General features: G+C 69.0%; 17 protein-coding genes. 10 read left to right on the plus strand and 7 right to left on the minus strand.

Annotation, left to right across the window (positions count from 1 at the left end; all coding sequences use genetic code 11):
- The first annotated feature begins 168 nt into the window (after positions 1–168).
- The 9 genes from DER29_RS27965 (at position 169) to polA (ending at position 11,545) form a co-directional block, all read left to right on the plus strand.
- Positions 169–1,326: a branched-chain amino acid ABC transporter substrate-binding protein gene (locus DER29_RS27965; RefSeq protein ID WP_121400626.1), complete on the plus strand. Its 1,158-nt coding sequence runs from the start codon at positions 169–171 to the stop codon at positions 1,324–1,326.
- A gap of 108 nt (positions 1,327–1,434) precedes the next feature.
- Positions 1,435–2,385, plus strand: a complete 951-nt coding sequence (locus tag DER29_RS27970; protein ID WP_121400627.1) for a branched-chain amino acid ABC transporter permease — start codon at positions 1,435–1,437, stop codon at positions 2,383–2,385.
- On the plus strand, positions 2,382–3,491 hold the full coding sequence (locus DER29_RS27975) for a branched-chain amino acid ABC transporter permease (protein ID WP_121400628.1): 1,110 nt from the start codon (positions 2,382–2,384) through the stop codon (positions 3,489–3,491). The genes DER29_RS27970 and DER29_RS27975 overlap by 4 nt, the downstream gene beginning before the upstream one ends.
- Positions 3,484–4,329, plus strand: a complete 846-nt coding sequence (locus tag DER29_RS27980; protein ID WP_121400629.1) for an ABC transporter ATP-binding protein — start codon at positions 3,484–3,486, stop codon at positions 4,327–4,329. Before DER29_RS27975 ends, DER29_RS27980 begins: the two co-directional genes overlap by 8 nt.
- The gene (locus tag DER29_RS27985) at positions 4,319–5,029 is read left to right on the plus strand and encodes an ABC transporter ATP-binding protein (RefSeq protein ID WP_121400630.1); all 711 of its coding nucleotides are present in this window, start codon (positions 4,319–4,321) and stop codon (positions 5,027–5,029) included. The genes DER29_RS27980 and DER29_RS27985 overlap by 11 nt, the downstream gene beginning before the upstream one ends.
- A gap of 33 nt (positions 5,030–5,062) precedes the next feature.
- Entirely contained in the window at positions 5,063–5,968 is a 906-nt protein-coding gene (locus DER29_RS27990; RefSeq protein ID WP_121400631.1) for an ABC transporter substrate-binding protein, read from the plus strand.
- Between the two features lie 4 nt (positions 5,969–5,972).
- Positions 5,973–6,950 (plus strand): amino acid ABC transporter permease, encoded by a 978-nt coding sequence (locus DER29_RS27995; RefSeq protein ID WP_121400632.1) that lies wholly within the window; start codon positions 5,973–5,975, stop codon positions 6,948–6,950.
- A gap of 53 nt (positions 6,951–7,003) precedes the next feature.
- Positions 7,004–7,756, plus strand: a complete 753-nt coding sequence (locus tag DER29_RS28000; RefSeq protein ID WP_199729592.1) for an amino acid ABC transporter ATP-binding protein — start codon at positions 7,004–7,006, stop codon at positions 7,754–7,756.
- Between the two features lie 1,089 nt (positions 7,757–8,845).
- Positions 8,846–11,545 carry a DNA polymerase I gene (polA, locus tag DER29_RS28005; RefSeq protein ID WP_121400634.1) on the plus strand — a complete coding sequence of 900 codons (2,700 nt, stop codon included), beginning with the start codon at positions 8,846–8,848 and terminating at the stop codon, positions 11,543–11,545.
- A gap of 22 nt (positions 11,546–11,567) precedes the next feature.
- Here polA and DER29_RS28010 read toward each other — a convergent pair whose 3' ends face one another.
- From DER29_RS28010 to DER29_RS28030, 5 genes are all read right to left on the minus strand, one after another.
- Entirely contained in the window at positions 11,568–11,933 is a 366-nt protein-coding gene (locus DER29_RS28010; RefSeq protein ID WP_121400635.1) for a MerR family transcriptional regulator, read from the minus strand.
- 106 nt (positions 11,934–12,039) lie between these two features.
- Positions 12,040–12,699, minus strand: coding sequence for an SDR family NAD(P)-dependent oxidoreductase (locus tag DER29_RS28015; RefSeq protein ID WP_121400636.1), 660 nt, complete (start codon positions 12,697–12,699; stop codon positions 12,040–12,042).
- Between the two features lie 87 nt (positions 12,700–12,786).
- Positions 12,787–13,137 carry a DUF3140 domain-containing protein gene (locus DER29_RS28020; protein WP_101411732.1) on the minus strand — a complete coding sequence of 117 codons (351 nt, stop codon included), beginning with the start codon at positions 13,135–13,137 and terminating at the stop codon, positions 12,787–12,789.
- Entirely contained in the window at positions 13,124–13,345 is a 222-nt protein-coding gene (locus DER29_RS28025; protein WP_121400637.1) for a DUF2945 domain-containing protein, read from the minus strand. Before DER29_RS28025 ends, DER29_RS28020 begins: the two co-directional genes overlap by 14 nt.
- Positions 13,346–13,421: 76 nt before the next feature.
- Complete coding sequence (locus DER29_RS28030) at positions 13,422–14,228, minus strand: class I SAM-dependent methyltransferase (RefSeq protein ID WP_121400638.1); 807 nt, start codon at positions 14,226–14,228, stop codon at positions 13,422–13,424.
- A gap of 296 nt (positions 14,229–14,524) precedes the next feature.
- On the opposite strand from DER29_RS28030, the gene rpsA reads away from it, so the two are divergent.
- Entirely contained in the window at positions 14,525–16,120 is a 1,596-nt protein-coding gene (rpsA, locus tag DER29_RS28035) for a 30S ribosomal protein S1 (RefSeq protein ID WP_088999324.1), read from the plus strand.
- Positions 16,121–16,225: 105 nt separating this feature from the next.
- Here the strand turns inward: rpsA and DER29_RS28040 are convergent, their stop codons facing one another.
- On the minus strand, positions 16,226–16,855 hold the full coding sequence (locus DER29_RS28040) for a GyrI-like domain-containing protein (protein WP_121400639.1): 630 nt from the start codon (positions 16,853–16,855) through the stop codon (positions 16,226–16,228).
- Positions 16,848–17,372: a PadR family transcriptional regulator gene (locus DER29_RS28045; RefSeq protein WP_121400640.1), complete on the minus strand. Its 525-nt coding sequence runs from the start codon at positions 17,370–17,372 to the stop codon at positions 16,848–16,850. The genes DER29_RS28040 and DER29_RS28045 overlap by 8 nt, the downstream gene beginning before the upstream one ends.
- Positions 17,373–17,379 lie beyond the last annotated feature (7 nt).

A 17,379-nucleotide genomic window follows, 5' to 3' on the forward strand; every position in this document is an offset into this window, starting at 1 on the left:
ACGCCGTGTAACGGTTCGGTCAACCCGCTCCCCTGGGGCTTTCGTCACAGCTCAAAGGTGGGATAGCGTCCGGCCCCAGACCGGCGACGACGGTCTGGTTCGTCCGCCCCCGCAAGGGCCAATCGGCAGCGGGTGGTTCGGACCATTGGATGGAGGAGGGTTCGGGCCTTGAGGCAGAAGCTCGCGCGCGTTATCGGTGGGGTCGCCATGGTGGCGCTCGTCGCCGGCGGCACGGCATGCTCCAGTAGCGACGACGCGGCGTCCGGTGGCGACGCCTGCGGCAACAAGATCGCGTTCTTCGGCGCGCTGACCGGCCCGTCGGCGGCGCTCGGCATCAACGAGAACAACGGCGTCAAGCTGGCGGTCGACAAGTACAACAAGGAGAACGCCGACTGCAAGGTCGAGCTGGTTCCCCTGGACTCGCAGGGCAGCCCGGACCAGGCCCCGGGTCTGGCCCAGAAGGCCATCGACGACACCAAGATCCTCGGCATCGTCGGCCCGGCCTACTCGGGTGAGTCGGAGGCCGCCGGTCCGCTCTTCAACGAGGCCGGTCTGGTGACCATCACCCCCTCCGCGACCCGCCCGAGCCTGGCGGACCAGGGCTGGAAGACCTTCTTCCGCGCGGTCGGCAACGACTTCAGCCAGGGCCCCGCGGCCGGCAACTACATCAAGAACGTGCTGAAGGCCGACAAGGTCTACGTCATCGACGACCAGTCCGCGTACGGCGCCGGCCTGGCCGACGAGGTCAAGAAGCTGCTCGGCCCCGCGGTCGTCGGCTCCGACAAGGTCCAGGGCGAGGGCAAGCAGGTCGAGTTCTCGGCCGTGGTCACCAAGGTCAAGGCCGCCAACGTCAAGGCGATCTTCTACGGCGGCTACTACCAGGAGGCCGGCCTGATCCGCAAGCAGCTCACCGCTGCCGGGATCACCGCCCCGATGGTCGCCGGCGACGGCGTGAACGACGCCGCGTACATCACCTCCGCGGGCGCGGCGGCGGCCGAGGGCACCATCCTCACCTGCCCGTGCCAGCCGGCCGCCGAGGCGCGCGGCACCTTCGTCCAGGAGTACAAGGCCCTCAACGGGGCCGACCCGGGCACCTACAGCGACACGGCCTACGACGCGGCGAACATCCTGCTCGCCGGCATCAAGGCGGGCAAGACCACCCGTGAGGGTCTGCTGGAGTTCGTGAAGGGCTACAGCGGCGAGGGCGTCGCGGCGAGCTACAAGTTCGTCGAGGGCGGCGAGCTCGACCCGGCGCAGGTCAAGGTCTGGGCCTTCAAGGTCGAGGGCGGCAAGGTCGTTCCGGAGCAGGAGATCCCCAAGTCCTGACGTCGGTCGCTGCTACGGCGATTGAGTGGTGATCGCGGGCGCGGCCGGGAGCTGTGCTCCCGGCCGCGCCCCACTTTTCTCTCCAGACCCTGATGGAGTGTCCCTTCATTGAACTTCGACGACCTGTTCTCCAACTTCGGGACATACACGACGACCGGCCTGACGCAGGGTGCGATCTACGCCCTGGTCGCGCTCGGCTACACGCTGGTCTACGGCGTGCTGAGACTCATCAACTTCGCCCACTCCGAGGTCTTCATCGCCGGCGCGTTCGCCGCGATCTGGACCTGGAACGGCTTCGGGCTCGACCAGAACTCGCAGGTCAGCGGCATCGGGTCGATCATGTTCTACCTGCTGGTGGCGATGATCGTCGCGGCGATCGCCTCCGCCGGCACGGCAACCGTGATCGAGCGGGTGGCGTACCGGCCGCTGCGTAAGCGCAACGCGCCGCCGCTGGCCTTCCTGATCACCGCGATCGGCGCGTCCATCGCCATCTCGGAGGCGTTCGGCATCTGGACCCGCCGCCGCCCCGAGGGCGCCCCGATCCTGGTCAGCCAGGAACCGCTGTTTCACGTCTTCGGCGTGCCGATCGACGCGGTGCAGCTGCTCACCCTCGGCGCGGCGCTGGCGATGATGGTCGCGCTGGACCTGTTCATCAACCGCAGCCGGGTCGGTCGCGGCATCCGGGCGGTCGCCCAGGACGCCAACACCGCCGCGCTGATGGGCGTGAACAAGGACCGGATCATCCTGATGGTCTTCATCGCCGGCGGCAGCATGGCCGGCGTCGCCGGTCTGCTCTACGACGTACGGATCCAGACCCTCACCTACAGCGTCGGCTTCCTGCTCGGCCTGAAGGCCTTCACCGCCGCGGTGCTCGGCGGCATCGGCAACCTGCGCGGGGCGCTGCTCGGCGGCCTCCTGCTGGGCGTGGTGGAGAACTACGCCTCCGGCCTGTTCGGCAGCGAGTGGAAGGACTTCGCCGCGTTCGCGCTGCTGGTGGTGCTGCTGATGTTCCGGCCGACCGGTCTGCTGGGTGAGTCGCTGGGGAGGGCACGGGCATGACGACCGTCTTGGAAAAGGTGCGCTCCGGCCGCGAGGCGGCCGGCGAACGGTGGCGCGGCGCGCCGCGCTGGGTGCGCTGGGCGCTGCTGGCCGCGGTGATCGTGTTCTTCTACGCGCTGCCGAACAAGGAGTTCTACCAGTACCTCGGGCCGATCCCGACCCCCGGTGCGAACTTCACCCAGGTGATGTTCACCGTCTCGATCTACGTGCTGCTGGCCGTCGGTCTGAACATCGTTGTCGGCTTCGCCGGCCTGCTCGACCTCGGCTACTTCGGCTTCTTCGCCGTCGGCGCGTACACCGTGGCGGTGCTGACCTCGCCGAGCAGCGACATCAAGACGCTGTGGCCGTGGCTGCTGGCGGTGCCGGTGGCGATCGCCCTGACGATGGTCTCCGGCGTGATGCTCGGTACGCCGACCCTGCGGCTGCGGGGCGACTACCTGGCCCTGGTGACGCTCGGCTTCGCCGAGATGATCCGGATCGGTGCGGTCAGCTCGGAGTTCCTGAAGGGCCAGCGGGGCTTCAACCAGATCCCGCACCCCCCGGGCCAGTACGCCGACGGCAAGCCGTTCTTCGGTGTGCTCGACGCCCGCCCGTACTACTGGCTGGTGCTCACGGTGATCATCCTGGTGGTGATCGGGGTGCGGAACCTGACTCACAGCCGGGTCGGGCGTGCCTGGATCTCCATCCGCGAGGACGAGGACGCCGCGCAGCTGATGGGCGTGCCCACGTTCAAGTTCAAGCTGTGGGCGTTCGCCGCGGGCGCCGCGATCGCCGGCCTGGCCGGCGCGTTGTTCGCGGGCAAGCAGAACTTCGTCAACTCGCAGAACTTCGAGCTGCTGAACTCGATCATCATCCTGGCCGCGGTCATCTTCGGCGGCTCGGGCAACATCGTCGGCGCGATCGTCGGCGGTGGCCTGGTGGCGTACATGATCGAGCGGTTCCGTGGCATCGAGCTGCTGGGCGTCGAGCTGTACGAGTACCGGTTCCTGTTCTTCGGCCTGGTGCTGGTGGTCATGATGATCTTCCGGCCGGAGGGTCTGATCCCCAACCGACGACGTGCGGCGGAGTTCAAGGATCGTCGCAAGGAGGTGACCGTCGGTGAGTGACACCGAGCAGACGCCGGCCGTTCCGGCGCAGGCCGGCGCGCCGGCCGTGGAGGCGGTGCCCACCCGGGAGCCGCTGCTGGAGGTCGACAAGGTCACGCTGCGCTTCGGCGGCGTGGTCGCCCTGAACGAGGTGGACTTCACCCTCTACAAGGGCGAGATCCTCGGTCTGATCGGCCCGAACGGCGCCGGCAAGACCACCTGCTTCAACGCCATGACCGGCATCTACCAGCCCACCGAGGGGCAGATCCGGTTCCGCGGCCAGAAGGTCAGCGGCAAGAAGCGGCACCAGATCACCAAGATGGGCATGGCGCGGACGTTCCAGAACATCCGCCTCTTCCCGGAGATGACGGCGCTGGAGAACGTCCTGGTGGGCGCCGACGCGCACAACAAGACGAGCGTCATCTCCGCGCTGTTCCGCCTGCCGCGGTACTGGAAGGAGGAGCGCGAGAGCCGGGAGAAGGCCGAGCGCCTGCTGGAGTTCGTCGGCATCCGCAGGCGGATGCACGAGTTCGCCCGCAACCTCTCCTACGGCGAGCAGCGGCGGCTGGAGATCGCCCGCGCGCTGGCCACCGACCCGGTGCTGCTCTGTCTGGACGAGCCGGCCGCCGGCTTCAACCCGGCGGAGAAGGAGGAACTGCTCCAGCTCATCCGGCAGATCCGGGACACCGGCGTGACCGTGCTGCTCATCGAGCACGACATGCGCCTGGTCATGGGGGTCACCGACCGGATCGTGGTGCTGGAGTTCGGAAAGAAGATCGCCGAGGGGCTGCCCGCCGAGGTGCGGGAGAACCCGAAGGTGATCGCGGCGTACCTGGGGGTGCCGGACGATGCTGCTTGAGATCGACGATGTGAGCCTGCTCTACGGGCGGATCCAGGCGCTGCACGGCATCAGCCTGACGGTGGACGAGGGTGAGATCGTCGCCCTGATCGGCGCCAACGGCGCCGGCAAGTCGACCACGATGCGGGCGATCTCCGGGATCCGGCCGGTCGCCAGCGGCAGCATCCGGTTCGCCGGTGAGGACATCACCAAGCTCCGGGCGGACCTGCGGGTCCGGCGGGGGCTGTGCCAGGCCCCCGAGGGCCGCGGGATCTTCCCGGGCATGACGGTGCTGGAGAACCTGGACATGGGCGCGTACACCCGGCGCGACCGCGCCGGCATCGCCCAGGACCTCGACCGGGTGCTGGGGCTCTTCCCGCGCCTGGCCGAGCGGCGCAGGCAGCACGGCGGCACCCTCTCCGGCGGCGAGCAGCAGATGCTGGCCGTCGGGCGGGCGCTGATGAGCCGGCCGAAGCTGCTGCTGCTCGACGAGCCCTCGATGGGGCTGGCACCGATGCTGATCCAGCAGATCTTCGACATCATCGTCGAGATCAACCAGCAGGGCACCACCGTCCTGCTGGTCGAGCAGAACGCCCAGCAGGCGCTGGCCCGGGCCCACCGGGCGTACGTGCTGGAGACCGGCCGGATCGTCAAGAGCGGCACCGGCGCCGAGCTGCTGCACGACCCGGCGGTCAAAGAGGCCTACCTCGGCGTGGCCTGACCGGCCGTCACCCCTCATCGCAAGGAGTACCCCATGTTCCTCATCAGTGGTGGCCGCCGGGCCGCCCTCGGCGTCACCGGCGCCGCCGTCCTCCTGCTCTCCCTCACCGCGTGCGGGGAGGAGGAGGCGACGGAGCAGCCCGGCGGCGGCCCGAGTGTGACCGCCTCCTCGGACTCCGCGTTGGCCGCCAAGGTGCCTGACGCGATCAAGTCCGACGGCAAGATTGTCGTCGGCACCGACTCGACGTACGCCCCGGCGGAGTTCCTCGACTCCGACGGCAAGACCGTTATCGGCTTCGACGTCGAATTGTTCACTGCCGTGGCAGCCAAGCTCGGCCTCAAGGCGGAGTTCGTCTCGGCGCCGTTCGGCGACATCATCAATGGCGTCAACTCAGGTAAGTACGAGGTCGGCGTCTCGTCGTTCACCATTAACGACGACCGCAAGGGCCAGGCCAACATGGTCAGCTACTTCCAGGTCGGCACCCAGTGGGTGACCAAGAAGGGCAACCCGGCCGGGGTCAGTCTGGACAACGCCTGCGGCAAGAAGATCGCGGTGCAGAAGGACACGGTCCAGGTCGAGGACATTCAGAAGCGCTCCAAGACGTGCACCGATGCCGGCAAGCCCGCGATCACCATCGACCAGTTCCCCGGCCAGGACGCGGCCACCGCCGCAGTCGTCTCCGGCAAGGACGACGCGATGCTCGCCGACTATCCGGTCGGGGTTTACGCGGTGACGCAGTCCAACGGTGCCCTGGATCTGTTGGACAAGCAGTACGAGGCAGCCCCGTACGGCTACGTCGTGGCCAAGGACCAAGCGCAGCTGGCCGAGGCCGTGCGCGACGCCACCAAGGCGCTGGTCGCCGACGGCTCGTACCAGCAGGTGCTCGACAAGTGGAAGGTGGGGGACGGGGCGATCACGGATCCCGCGATCAACCCGTGACGACATGACCACCGAGGAAGCGACAACCGCACGGGCACGGCCGGAACCGATCAAGGCCGTGCCCGTGCGGCACCCGGGACGATGGGTCGCGGTGGCGGTGCTCGCCGTGCTGACCGCGATGTTCGTCCACCTGCTGGTGACCAACGAGGCCTTCAATTGGTCCTTCATGGTCGACAAGATGTTCCGGCCGCCGATCATCGAGGGCCTGCTGCGCGGCACGGTGCTGATGACAGTCAGCGCGATGCTGATCGGCGTCACGCTCGGCGTGGTGGTCGCGGTGATGCGGCTATCCGACAATCCGGTCCTGCGCGGCGTGGCCTGGCTCTACACCTGGTTCTTCCGGGCCGTGCCCCGGCTGGTGCTGCTGGCAGTCTTCGGCAACATCGGAATCCTGTGGAGCCGGGTCGAGTTCGGCGTGCCGTTCGACACCCAACTCGGCCAGCTGTTCGGCATCGATAATTTGCAACTGCGGCTATTCGGATTCTCGTCGCGCGACATCCTCACGGGCTTCATGGCCGGCTTGCTCGGTCTGGCGCTCTCCGAGGCTGCGTACATGGCGGAAATTGTCCGGGCCGGCATCCAGTCGGTCGATCCGGGCCAGACCGAGGCGGCCCAGGCGCTCGGGCTGAGCCGCGCCCAACTGCTGCGCCGGGTGGTGTTGCCGCAGGCAATGCGGGTGATCATCCCGCCGACTGGCAACGAGACTATCGCCATGCTCAAGGACACATCGCTGCTGCTCTACGTGCCGGTGAGCGTGGAGCTGTTCTTTCAGCTCGACGCCGTCGGCAAACGGACCTTCCAGATCTTCCCGATGTACGTCGCAGCCTGCCTGTGGTACCTGTTCCTGACCAGCATCCTGCTGGTCGGCCAGTACTTCCTGGAGCGCCACTTTGGCAAGGGTTATGGGACGAACGGACGGGCCCGGATGAGGCTGCGTGGGATGACGGCCGAGGCCGGCGGCGGTACTGGAGTAGTGAAGTGACCGAGCTTATCGTGCCGGCGAAGGCCACCACGTCGGGAGCCGAGGCGGGTCTAATGGTGCGTGCTGAGCAGGTACACAAGTCGTTCGGCCCGCTGGAGGTCCTCAAGGGCATCGATCTGGAGGTCCGGGCTGGTGAGGTGTGCTGCCTGCTCGGGCCATCCGGCTCCGGCAAGTCGACGTTCCTGCGCTGCATCAACCACCTGGAGAAGATCAACGCCGGCCGGATCTGGGTGGACGGCGATCTGATCGGCTACCGGGAGCGTGGCGGGAAACTGCACGAAATGCGGGACAAGGAGGTAGCCGCGCAACGCAGGGCCATTGGCATGGTGTTCCAGCGGTTCAACCTCTTCCCGCACATGACCGTGTTGCAGAACGTCATCGAGGCGCCGCTGCTGCTGCGGCAGGCGAAGAAGGCCCAAGCCCGGGAGCGGGCCGCGCACCTGCTGGAGCGGGTGGGGCTGGGCGACAAGCTCGGGGCGTACCCTGGGCAGCTCTCCGGCGGCCAACAGCAGCGGGTGGCGATTGCCCGGGCGCTGGCGATGCAGCCGAAGTTGATGCTCTTTGACGAGCCCACCAGCGCGCTCGACCCGGAGTTGGTCGGCGAGGTGCTCGATGTGATGAAGGACCTGGCTCGCGATGGCATGACGATGATCGTGGTCACCCACGAGATCGGCTTCGCCCGCGAGGTCGGCGACTCGCTGGTCTTCATGGACGACGGAGTGGTGATTGAGTCGGGCCGTCCGCGCGAGGTGATTGCAAGCCCTCGGCACGACCGGACAAAAGCGTTCCTAGCCAAGGTGCTGTAGGTCTCAGTCTGAGTGCTCGAATTGAACAACGAGTTGATGAAGTGCATTCGCCTTTAACTGGACCCAGTCGGCGTGCGGCCCACTGAATGCGAAACGATGATTTGCGCCCAACCCCAGTCCCGCGAGGTGCTCGGAGCCGGCAATGAAGATCTTCACATGAACCCGGGGCGTTCCAACTGGTCCAGGGGCGGGCAGGTGCTCTTCCGGGCAGAGGGCACCTGCCCGCCTGGGGTCAGCAATAGCCGATGATCCAGTTGTTGTCAGCGTAGATTGATATCCATCCGGCGTAGCCATTGGCCGGGGCGGTTCGGCAGGGTAGCCATTGTCCGTGCGTTCGAATCTTCATCGTAACGGCACGGGAACATTGGTTGCGTGCGATGTATTGATAGAGGCCGTCTGAGCTTACGTCATACGAATGACGGATCCCGCAGGTGCCGGGGTCCGCTGCTGCTGGAGCCGCTCCTGCGATGGATGCGGCAATCGATGCAGCTATCGCCGCTGCGGCGAAGGATGTCTTCGGGTGTCGCAATTCTGAGTCCTTCCGGGGATTCGTCAATGAGGGGCTAGCAGTTCTCGGCCCAGAAGTAGCTAAAGTAGAGTGCATGGCTCCACCATTCGGAGCTGTTGGCCGGAATCGTCTTGCAGGTTCCCTTCGTCGTCGCTCCGGTGGTGTCGTAGCGCCAAACGATTCGGACTCGGATTGAACTCTGACACTTGTTGCGAATTTGATAAAGTGTCACTGGATTTGCGTCTGCTATTGCTCCAGACACCCAACAATGGCCTGGGTCGGCGGATGCGCTCGTAGGGGTGGCAACCAAGCTTGTAATGGCGAGGGCGGCAGCAGCCGCTGCGGCATGTGTCTTCTTCATGGAAGCCATCTTTCCTTCCGGATCATGGGGAGGCAAGCCTTGACATGTATGAATCCGGTCTGTATCTTGAGTAAGAAATTGAGCGTGGAATTATGCTATTTGCGGAATCTCTTCTTCATGAGATTGCGATAAGAGTTTCGTAGGATGAGTGGGGTGCTCCCAGGCTGCGGGTGGGCGGTGCGGGCCGGGTATGTCGGAGCGGGCGGCTAGAGTCGCTGCCGTGACAGCTACGACATCGCGACTGCTTCTCGTCGACGGACATTCCATGGCATACCGGGCGTTCTTCGCCCTGCCGGTGGAGAACTTCTCCACCACGACGGGGCAGCCGACCAACGCGGTCTACGGCTTCACGTCCATGCTGATCAACGTGCTGCGCGACGAGCAGCCGACGCACATCGTGGTCGCCTTCGACGTCTCCCGCCGCTCCTTCCGCACGGAGAAGTATGCGGAGTACAAGGCCGGCCGCAGCGAGACCCCGACCGACTTCAAGGGCCAGGTCAGCCTGGTCAAGGAGGTCCTCGCGGCGCTGCGCATCCCGGTGGTGGAGAAGGAGGGCTTCGAGGCCGACGACATCATCGCCACCCTCGCCTGCCAGGCCCGCGACCAGGGCATGTCGGTGCTGATCAGCAGCGGCGACCGGGACGCGTTCCAGCTCGTCGGCGACCAGATCACGGTGCTCTACCCGCGCAAGGGCGTCTCCGACCTGGCCCGGATGGACCCGGCGGCGATCGAGGCGAAGTACGGCGTCCCCCCGGAGCGCTACCGCGACCTGGCCGCCCTGGTGGGCGAGACCAGCGACAACCTGCCCGGCGTGCCCGGTGTCGGCCCGAAGACCGCCGCGAAGTGGATCACCACGTACGGCGGGGTCGACGGGGTCGTCGCGCGGGCCGACGAGATCAAGGGCAAGGCCGGCGACAGCCTGCGCGAGCGGCTCGCCGACGTGATCCGCAACTACGAGATCAACTGTCTCGTCTCCGACCTGAAACTGCCGCTGCGTCCCGAGGACGCGCGGTGGGAGGGGTGGGACCGCGAGGCCGTCCACCAGGTCTTCGACACCCTCGAGTTCCGCATCCTGCGCGACCGGCTCTACCAGTACCTGGAGGCGGTCGAGCCGGAGGCCGAGTCCGGGTTCGACCTGACCGGCGAGGTGCTCACCGAGCCCGGGGCGCTCGCCGGGTGGCTGGAGACGCACGCGCCGGCCGACACCCCGGTGGGCGTGGCGGCGAAGCTGGACACGGGCCCCAACCGCCGGCACACCGCCTCGGTGACCGGGCTGGCGCTGGCCACCGCCGGCGGCGCGGCGGCCTGGTGCGATCCCGCCACCCTGGAGCCGACCGACGAGGCGGCCCTGGCGGCCTGGCTGGCCGATGCCGGGCGGCCCAAGGTGTTGCACGACAGCAAGCCGGCGGTGCTGGCGTTCGCCGCGCACGGCTGGAGCCTGGAGGGCATCCTCCGCGACACCCAGATCGCCGCCTACCTGGCCCGCCCCGACCAGCGCTCCTACGACCTGACCGACCTGGCCCTGCGCTACCTGCACCGCGAGCTGCGGGTCGACGCCCCGGAGACCGGCCAGCTCACCCTGGAAGGGCTCGGCAACGACGGCGAGGCGGAGCAGAACCTGATGCTCCAGGCCCGCGCCACCCTCGACCTGGCCGACGCGATCGACGCCGAGCTCTCCCGCGACGGCGAGCAGTCGGCGCGGTTGATGGCCGGGGTGGAGCTGCCGCTGATGCGGGTGCTCGCCGGCATGGAGCGCACCGGCATCGCCGCCGACACGCACTACCTCTCCGAACTGGAGGCACACTTCGCCGCCGAGGTGAAGGCCGCCGCCCAGGGGGCGTACGAGGCGGTTGGCCGGGAGTTCAACCTCGGCTCGCCGAAGCAGCTGCAGGAGATCCTCTTCGGCGAGCTGGGCCTGCCCAAGACCAAGAAGATCAAGACCGGCTACACCACCGACGCCGACGCCCTCCAGTGGCTCCACGCGCAGAACCCGCACCCGGTGCTGGCCCACCTGCTGCGCCACCGGGACGTGGCGAAGCTCAAGACGACCGTCGACGGGCTGCTCAAGTCGGTCTCCGACGACGGCCGCATCCACACCACGTTCAACCAGACGGTGGCGGCCACGGGCCGGCTCTCCTCGACCGAGCCCAACCTGCAGAACATCCCGATCCGCACCGAGGAGGGCCGCCGGATCCGGCGCGCCTTCGTGGTGGGGGAGGGCTATGAGTGCCTGCTCACCGCCGACTACAGCCAGATCGAGATGCGGATCATGGCGCACCTGTCGTCGGACGAGGCGCTGATCGACGCGTTCAACTCCGGCGCCGACTTCCACGCCGCCACCGCCTCGTCGGTCTTCGGGGTGCCGGTCGACGAGGTCACCGCCGACCAGCGGCGCAAGATCAAGGCGATGAACTACGGCCTGGCGTACGGGCTGAGCGCGTTCGGCCTCTCCCAGCAGCTCGGGATCACCGCCGAGGAGGCGCGCGGGCTGATGGAGAACTACTTCGCCGGTTTCGGCGGGGTACGCGACTACCTCCAGGAGGTCGTCGCCCGCGCCCGCCACGACGGCTACACCTCGACCATCCTGGGCCGCCGCCGCTACCTGCCCGACCTGGTCAGCGACAACCGACAGCGCCGCGAGATGGCCGAGCGGATGGCGCTCAACGCCCCCATCCAGGGCTCGGCCGCCGACATCATCAAGGTCGCCATGCTGCACGTCGACACGGCGCTGCGCGAGGCGGGCCTGCGCTCGCGGATGCTGCTCCAGGTGCACGACGAGCTGGTCTTCGAGGTCGCCCCGGGCGAACGGGAGACCCTGGAGGCGCTGGTGCGGCGGGAAATGGGCGGGGCGCACCCGCTGTCGGTGCCACTGGAGGTCTCGGTGGGCGAGGGGCGCGACTGGAACAGCGCCGACCACTGACCGGCACCGTCCCGCCCCGCTGTCAGCAGGGCGGGACGGCCGTGCCCGCCGCGCGCAGGGCCGCCGCCAGCCGGTCGCGTACCGCCGTCTGCGCCGCGATGCGGGCGTCGAGCACCGCGAGCCGGTCCAGGGCGACCCGGACACCGGCGGGCGCGGGCGCGGCGGCGGCCACGTCCCCGTCCAGGCAGGGCAGGAACGTCCGCACGTCGTCCAGCGTCAGGCCGGCGGCCAGCAGGTGACGGATGTTGCGCACCCGGCCGACTGAGCGCTCGTCGTAGATCCGGTAGCCGTTGTGGGCCCGCCGGGAATCGAGCAGTCCGTGCCGCTCGTAGTGCCGCAGCGCGCGCGGGGTGGCGCCGGTGGCCTCCGCCAGCTCGCCGATCAGCATGGTGTACCTCCGGGCACCGTTTCTACCAGGCCGCCAGGCGGCGCCGGCGCTCCTGCCATGCCGCAAGGCGGCGCCGGCACTCCTGTCAGGCGGGCCGGCGGCGCCGTCACGCGATCACGGCGCCACCGTCCACCGGCAGCACGACGCCGGTGACGAAGCCCGCCGCCGGGTCGGCGAGGCGGAGGATCGCCCAGGCCACCTCCTCGGGGCGCCCGATGCGTCCCAGCGGCGTCCGCTCCACCTGCCACCGGCGGACGTCGGCCTGCTGCTGCGGCGTCAGCCCCTGGTGTGCGCCGATCGGGGTGTCGACGGCGCCGGGCGCGACCGCCACCACCCTGATCCCGTGCGGCGCGAGCTCCACCGCCCAGCTGCGGGTCAGCGAGTCCAGGGCGGACTTTCCCGCCGCGTACAGCGAACTGCCCGGCCAGGCGCGTGACCCGACCGACGTGGTGACGTTGACGATGACGCCCCGGCTGTCGGTCAGCGCCGGCACCGCCGCCCGGGCGAGCTGGATCGGCGCGACCAGGTTCGTCGCCAGGTGGCGCTCGACCGTGTCCGCGACGAGGGAACCGAGCGGACCGCCGCCGGCGACGCCCGCGTTGTTGACCAGGACGTCGAGGCGGCCGTGCCGCTCGGTGGCGGCGCCGACGATCAGCTCCGCGGCGCCGGGAGCGGTGACGTCGGCGACCAGCGGTTCGATGCCGGGGTGCCCGGCGGCGGTCTCCGCCAGGGGCGCGGCCCGTCGTCCCACTTCCGGTACCCGCACCGGTGACGACGACGATCCTGCGCTGCGCTCGACTCATGGTGCGGATCCTCGGACCCTGCCGCCAGTGGCAGGGTCAAGCGGGCGGGCTCAGCGCTTCAGGGGGTCGTGCCCCCAGTTCATCAGCGACCAGCGCCACTTCGTGTCGCGCACGTCGCCGGAGGGGCGCTGCGCCATGTGCCGGCGGACGTAGCCGACGACCTTGCGCATGTGCCGGTAGTCGCCCTCGGAGAGCTCGGCACGCTTGCGCCGCAGCAGGTTGATGATCTTCCGGCCGGACTCGTGCCCGACCGACTCCCCGCCGCCGGAGCGCCCACCCTTGTGCCAGCCGACCTGCTTCGACTCGTCGGTCTCCAGCCACTTCGACAGCTCGGCCGGCTTCATGTTCACCGCCTCGGTGAACTCCCGGTAGGTGTCGCGGCCCTCGTCACCCCTGCTCATGGCGCAGCACCTCCGGTCGGTGTGCGACGTCCCGCCCGGAGTCGTCGTTGCGGATCCGGTACTGCGGGTCGTCCGGGGACGCGTTGACGGCGTGCCCGCGTACGTGCGTGCGTTCGGTGATCTTCTCCTTGACCACGCCGTACGCCCGGCCGCTGTGGCTGGCCCAGGAGACGTGGTCGCCTCTGCGGAACTCGCTCTGCTCGGCCATGCCGCGCGGGTACCCGGCGACGATGCCCCGAAACGACGGCCCCGGCCGGGCACGGTCCGGTCGGGGCGCGGGGCGGTCAGCCGGTGGGCTTCTGCGCGACGAAGATGGCGGTGCCGGGGAAGAGGCGGCCGCGCAGCGGGCTCCACTGCCCCCAGATCCCCTCGTGCCCCTCGGGCCACTCCGGCTCCACGAGGTCGAGCAGGCGGAACCCGGCGCCCACGAGCTCGCGGACCCGGTCGCCGAGCGTGCGGTGCTGCTCGACGTAGGTGGCGTCGCCGGCCTCGTCCTGCTCCACGTAGGGGGAGCGGTCGAAGTACGAGTGCACGGCGGTCAGCCCGCCCTCGCCGGGATCGTCGAGGAAGATCCACCGCATCGGGTGGGTCACCGAGAACACCCACCGGCCCCCGGGGCGCAGCACCCGGAACACCTCGCGCATGACCGCCGCCGAGTCGGCCACGAACGGGACCGCGCCGAACGCCGTGCACGCCGTGTCGAACGCGGCGTCGGCGAAGGGCAGCGCCAGCGCGTCGGCCTGCACCAGCGGCACGCGTACGCCGGTGCGTCCGGCCGCCAGCGCCGCGTGCCGCAGCATGCCGGCGGACAGGTCCAGGGCGACCGGCCGGGCCCCCTGGGTGGCGAGCCACCGCGCGGCCGCGGCGGCCCCGCAGCCGAGTTCCAGCACCCGCCGTCCGCCGAGGTCGCCCAGCAGCCGTACGTCGGCCTCCCGCACGCCCTCCGGGCACCAGACGAAGTCCAGGTCACCGAGGAAGCGGCCGTGCTCGGCCTGGTAGTCGTCGGCGTCGGCGTCCCACCAGCGGCGGTTCGCCCGGCGGGCCTCGGCGTTGCCGACCCGGCGCCGGGTCACCCGGCTGTCGTCATCCACGCGCTCACGCTAGCCCCGGCGGCCCCGCGGGCCGGCCTACCCCCGCAGTGCGTGGCGCGGCGCCCGGCGCTACCGTTCACCCTGATGCTCCTGTGACGGACGCGACACCTGCGACGCCTTCCTGCCGATATCTCCGCTTTCGCAGCTGACGACGCGGCGAGAGGACGGGAGGCCTTGCACGCTGTGGTAATGCAGCGGGTAGGCTAGATGATGCGCTCGCGGATCGTGTGCCTCGGCAGGGAGCAGGTGCGCGGTCTCCGGGACCACTGGCGGAGCCACATCCATGATCTCACGCGATGATCTTTCGGTGTGCCCGGCGACGGATCCGCTGGCGCGAACAGGTCACCGCGACACACCAGCCTGCTGTGACACACCATCCGACCGGAGCAACCGCCCACATGACGAGCAGCATCGAGGCCCCCTCGAGCGCCACCCGGGTCACCCACGACGATCTCGGTTCCGAGGAGGCTTTCCTCGCCGCGATCGACGAGACCATCAAGTACTTCAACGACGGCGACATTGTCGAAGGCACCGTCGTCAAGGTCGATCGGGACGAGGTCCTGCTCGACATCGGCTACAAGACCGAGGGTGTCATCCCCTCTCGGGAGTTGTCGATCAAGCACGACGTGGACCCGGCCGAGGTCGTTTCGGTTGGTGACCACATCGAGGCCCTGGTCCTCCAGAAGGAGGACAAGGAGGGTCGTCTGATCCTCTCCAAGAAGCGGGCGCAGTACGAGCGGGCCTGGGGCACCATCGAGAAGATCAAGGACGAGGACGGGGTCGTCCGCGGCTCGGTCATCGAGGTGGTCAAGGGCGGCCTCATCCTCGACATCGGGCTGCGGGGCTTCCTGCCCGCCTCCCTGGTCGAGATGCGTCGGGTGCGCGACCTGCAGCCGTACGTCGGGCGCGAGCTCGAAGCCAAGATCATCGAGCTGGACAAGAACCGCAACAACGTGGTCCTGTCCCGCCGGGCCTGGCTGGAGCAGACGCAGTCCGAGGTGCGCACCGAGTTCCTCAACAAGCTGCAGAAGGGCCAGGTCCGCAAGGGCGTCGTGTCCTCGATCGTCAACTTCGGCGCGTTCGTCGACCTGGGCGGCGTGGACGGCCTCGTGCACGTCTCCGAGCTGTCCTGGAAGCACATCGACCACCCGTCCGAGGTCGTCGAGGTGGGCCAGGAGGTCGAGGTCGAGGTCCTGGACGTCGACCTGGACCGTGAGCGGGTCTCGCTGTCGCTGAAGGCGACGCAGGAGGACCCGTGGCGTCAGTTCGCCCGCACCCACGCGATCCAGCAGATCGTGCCGGGTAAGGTCACCAAGCTGGTGCCGTTCGGCGCCTTCGTCCGGGTGGACGACGGCATCGAGGGCCTGGTCCACATCTCCGAGCTGGCCGAGCGCCACGTGGAGATCCCGGAGCAGGTCGTCCAGGTCGGCTCCGAGGTCATGGTCAAGGTCATCGACATCGACCTGGAGCGCCGCCGGATCTCGCTGTCGCTCAAGCAGGCCAACGAGGGCTTCGTCGAGGGCGAGGAGCACTTCGACCCGACCCTCTACGGCATGGCCGCGACCTACGACGCCGAGGGCAACTACATCTACCCGGAGGGCTTCGACCCGGAGACGGGCGAGTGGCTCGAGGGGTACGACAAGCAGCGCGAGACCTGGGAGAACCAGTACGCCGAGGCGCGTCAGCGCTGGGAGGCCCACACCAAGCAGGTGCAGACCTCCCGGGCCGCCGACGCCGAGGCCGCTGCCAACCCGGCTCCGGCCGTCACCGGTGGTGGCACCACCACCTCGACCAGCGCGGCCCCGAGCCGCCAGGCTGAGGAGCCGGCCGGCACCCTGGCCACCGACGAGGCGCTCGCCGCTCTGCGGGAGAAGCTCGCCGGCGGCAAGTGACCCGCTGAACGACGACGGGCCCCGTCCCCGCGATCGCGAGATCGCCGGGGGCGGGGCTCCCGTCTTTCCGCGCCGGCCCCGCCACCACCGGTGTCGTCGTCTCGCCTACGCACCCGACGCGGCGGCGACCGGCTGCCTCAGGATGGTGCGTTGCCTCTCGGGTGCGACCCTGCGGAAGTCGCTGAGGTAGATCTCGTGGTGTCTGCCCACCATCCGCAGCCCGTTGCCGGGAACGAACTCACCGTGCAGTCGCGCCAGCACCTCGGCCTCGTCGTCGAAGGAACCGACGTGCAGCGTCTGCACGCACCGCCCCTCGGACAGCGTCCCCAGGCGGATGTCGTCGAGACGCGCCGGGCGGTTCCCGGCCCCGGCCTGTCCCACGGCGGCGGTGAACATGTCCGGGTCGATCCAGTCCGGCACCATGATCATGAGAGTCCAGTCCCACCGTGCCTTGTCGCGTCGCGCGGTGAAGGAGTCCATGTCCTCGGCCCACCACAGGCCCTCCAGGGGCGGGACGACGTAGTCCCGGCCGAGGTCCCGCCTGCTGGCGAACTTGAGCTTGTAGGCCACCGGGTAGAGGGCCTCGATGGCGCCGGTGAACGCCGGTGAGGCGTTCGGGTCGCCGTGGCCGTCGACCATGAGGTACCGCGTGGCGGGCACGTCCAGGATCCGGAACCGGCCGCGCCTGGCCTGATAGGCGTCGAGGGTCTTCTTGAAGTCGGTCTTGTCAGTCATCAGGCACCTGGGCCCGGGTGGCGAGCCACTGCCTTTCTGCCTCCAGGAGGCTCAGTGAGTACGAGAAGACCTCCCGCGCCGGATGCGGGAGGGGGGCCTGCGCCTGCTGCGCCATCCGGACCGACTCGATGCGGGCCTCGACCCGCGCCAGCCGGGTGCGCAGCGCCTGCGCGTACTGCCGGTCGGAGAGCAGGGGCAGGTTGGCGATGCCGACGAGAAGCGGGTGCCGGACCGGCTGCGGTTCCTCGATGAGGGCCAGCGCGGTGCGCGCCGCGGCCTCCCGGCCCTCGGCGGTGGCGTGGAACACGCGGCGGGACTTCGGGGCGGCGGGAGCCTCGGGAACGTGGACCAGGCCACGCTTCTCCAGCTTGGCGAGCAGGTAGTAGATCGAGGAGAACCCGATGTCGGACCACTGCCGGATGCCGCGTCGCGCGATCACCTGCTCCAGGTCGTAGCCGTGCCGGGGTCGTTCGATGATCAGGCCCAGCATGGTCAGCTCGGCGGTGGTCAGCTCCACGGCCCTA

The organism is Micromonospora sp. M71_S20 (assembly GCF_003664255.1).
Classification (GTDB): Bacteria; Actinomycetota; Actinomycetes; order Mycobacteriales; family Micromonosporaceae; genus Micromonospora.

Bases quoted from the DNA above. Each gene is read 5' to 3' on its own strand.
- DER29_RS27990 (WP_121400631.1), top strand. From the start codon at position 5,063: ATGTTCCTCATCAGTGGTGGCCGCCGGGCCGCCCTCGGCGTCACCGGC.
- DER29_RS27985 (WP_121400630.1), top strand. From the start codon at position 4,319: ATGCTGCTTGAGATCGACGATGTGAGCCTGCTCTACGGGCGGATCCAG.
- DER29_RS27995 (WP_121400632.1), top strand. From the start codon at position 5,973: ATGACCACCGAGGAAGCGACAACCGCACGGGCACGGCCGGAACCGATC.
- rpsA (WP_088999324.1), top strand. From the start codon at position 14,525: ATGATCTTTCGGTGTGCCCGGCGACGGATCCGCTGGCGCGAACAGGTC.
- DER29_RS28040 (WP_121400639.1), bottom strand. From the start codon at position 16,855: ATGACTGACAAGACCGACTTCAAGAAGACCCTCGACGCCTATCAGGCC.
- DER29_RS27975 (WP_121400628.1), top strand. From the start codon at position 2,382: ATGACGACCGTCTTGGAAAAGGTGCGCTCCGGCCGCGAGGCGGCCGGC.
- DER29_RS28000 (WP_199729592.1), top strand. From the start codon at position 7,004: ATGGTGCGTGCTGAGCAGGTACACAAGTCGTTCGGCCCGCTGGAGGTC.
- DER29_RS28010 (WP_121400635.1), bottom strand. From the start codon at position 11,933: ATGCTGATCGGCGAGCTGGCGGAGGCCACCGGCGCCACCCCGCGCGCG.
- DER29_RS28025 (WP_121400637.1), bottom strand. From the start codon at position 13,345: ATGGCCGAGCAGAGCGAGTTCCGCAGAGGCGACCACGTCTCCTGGGCC.
- DER29_RS28020 (WP_101411732.1), bottom strand. From the start codon at position 13,137: ATGAGCAGGGGTGACGAGGGCCGCGACACCTACCGGGAGTTCACCGAG.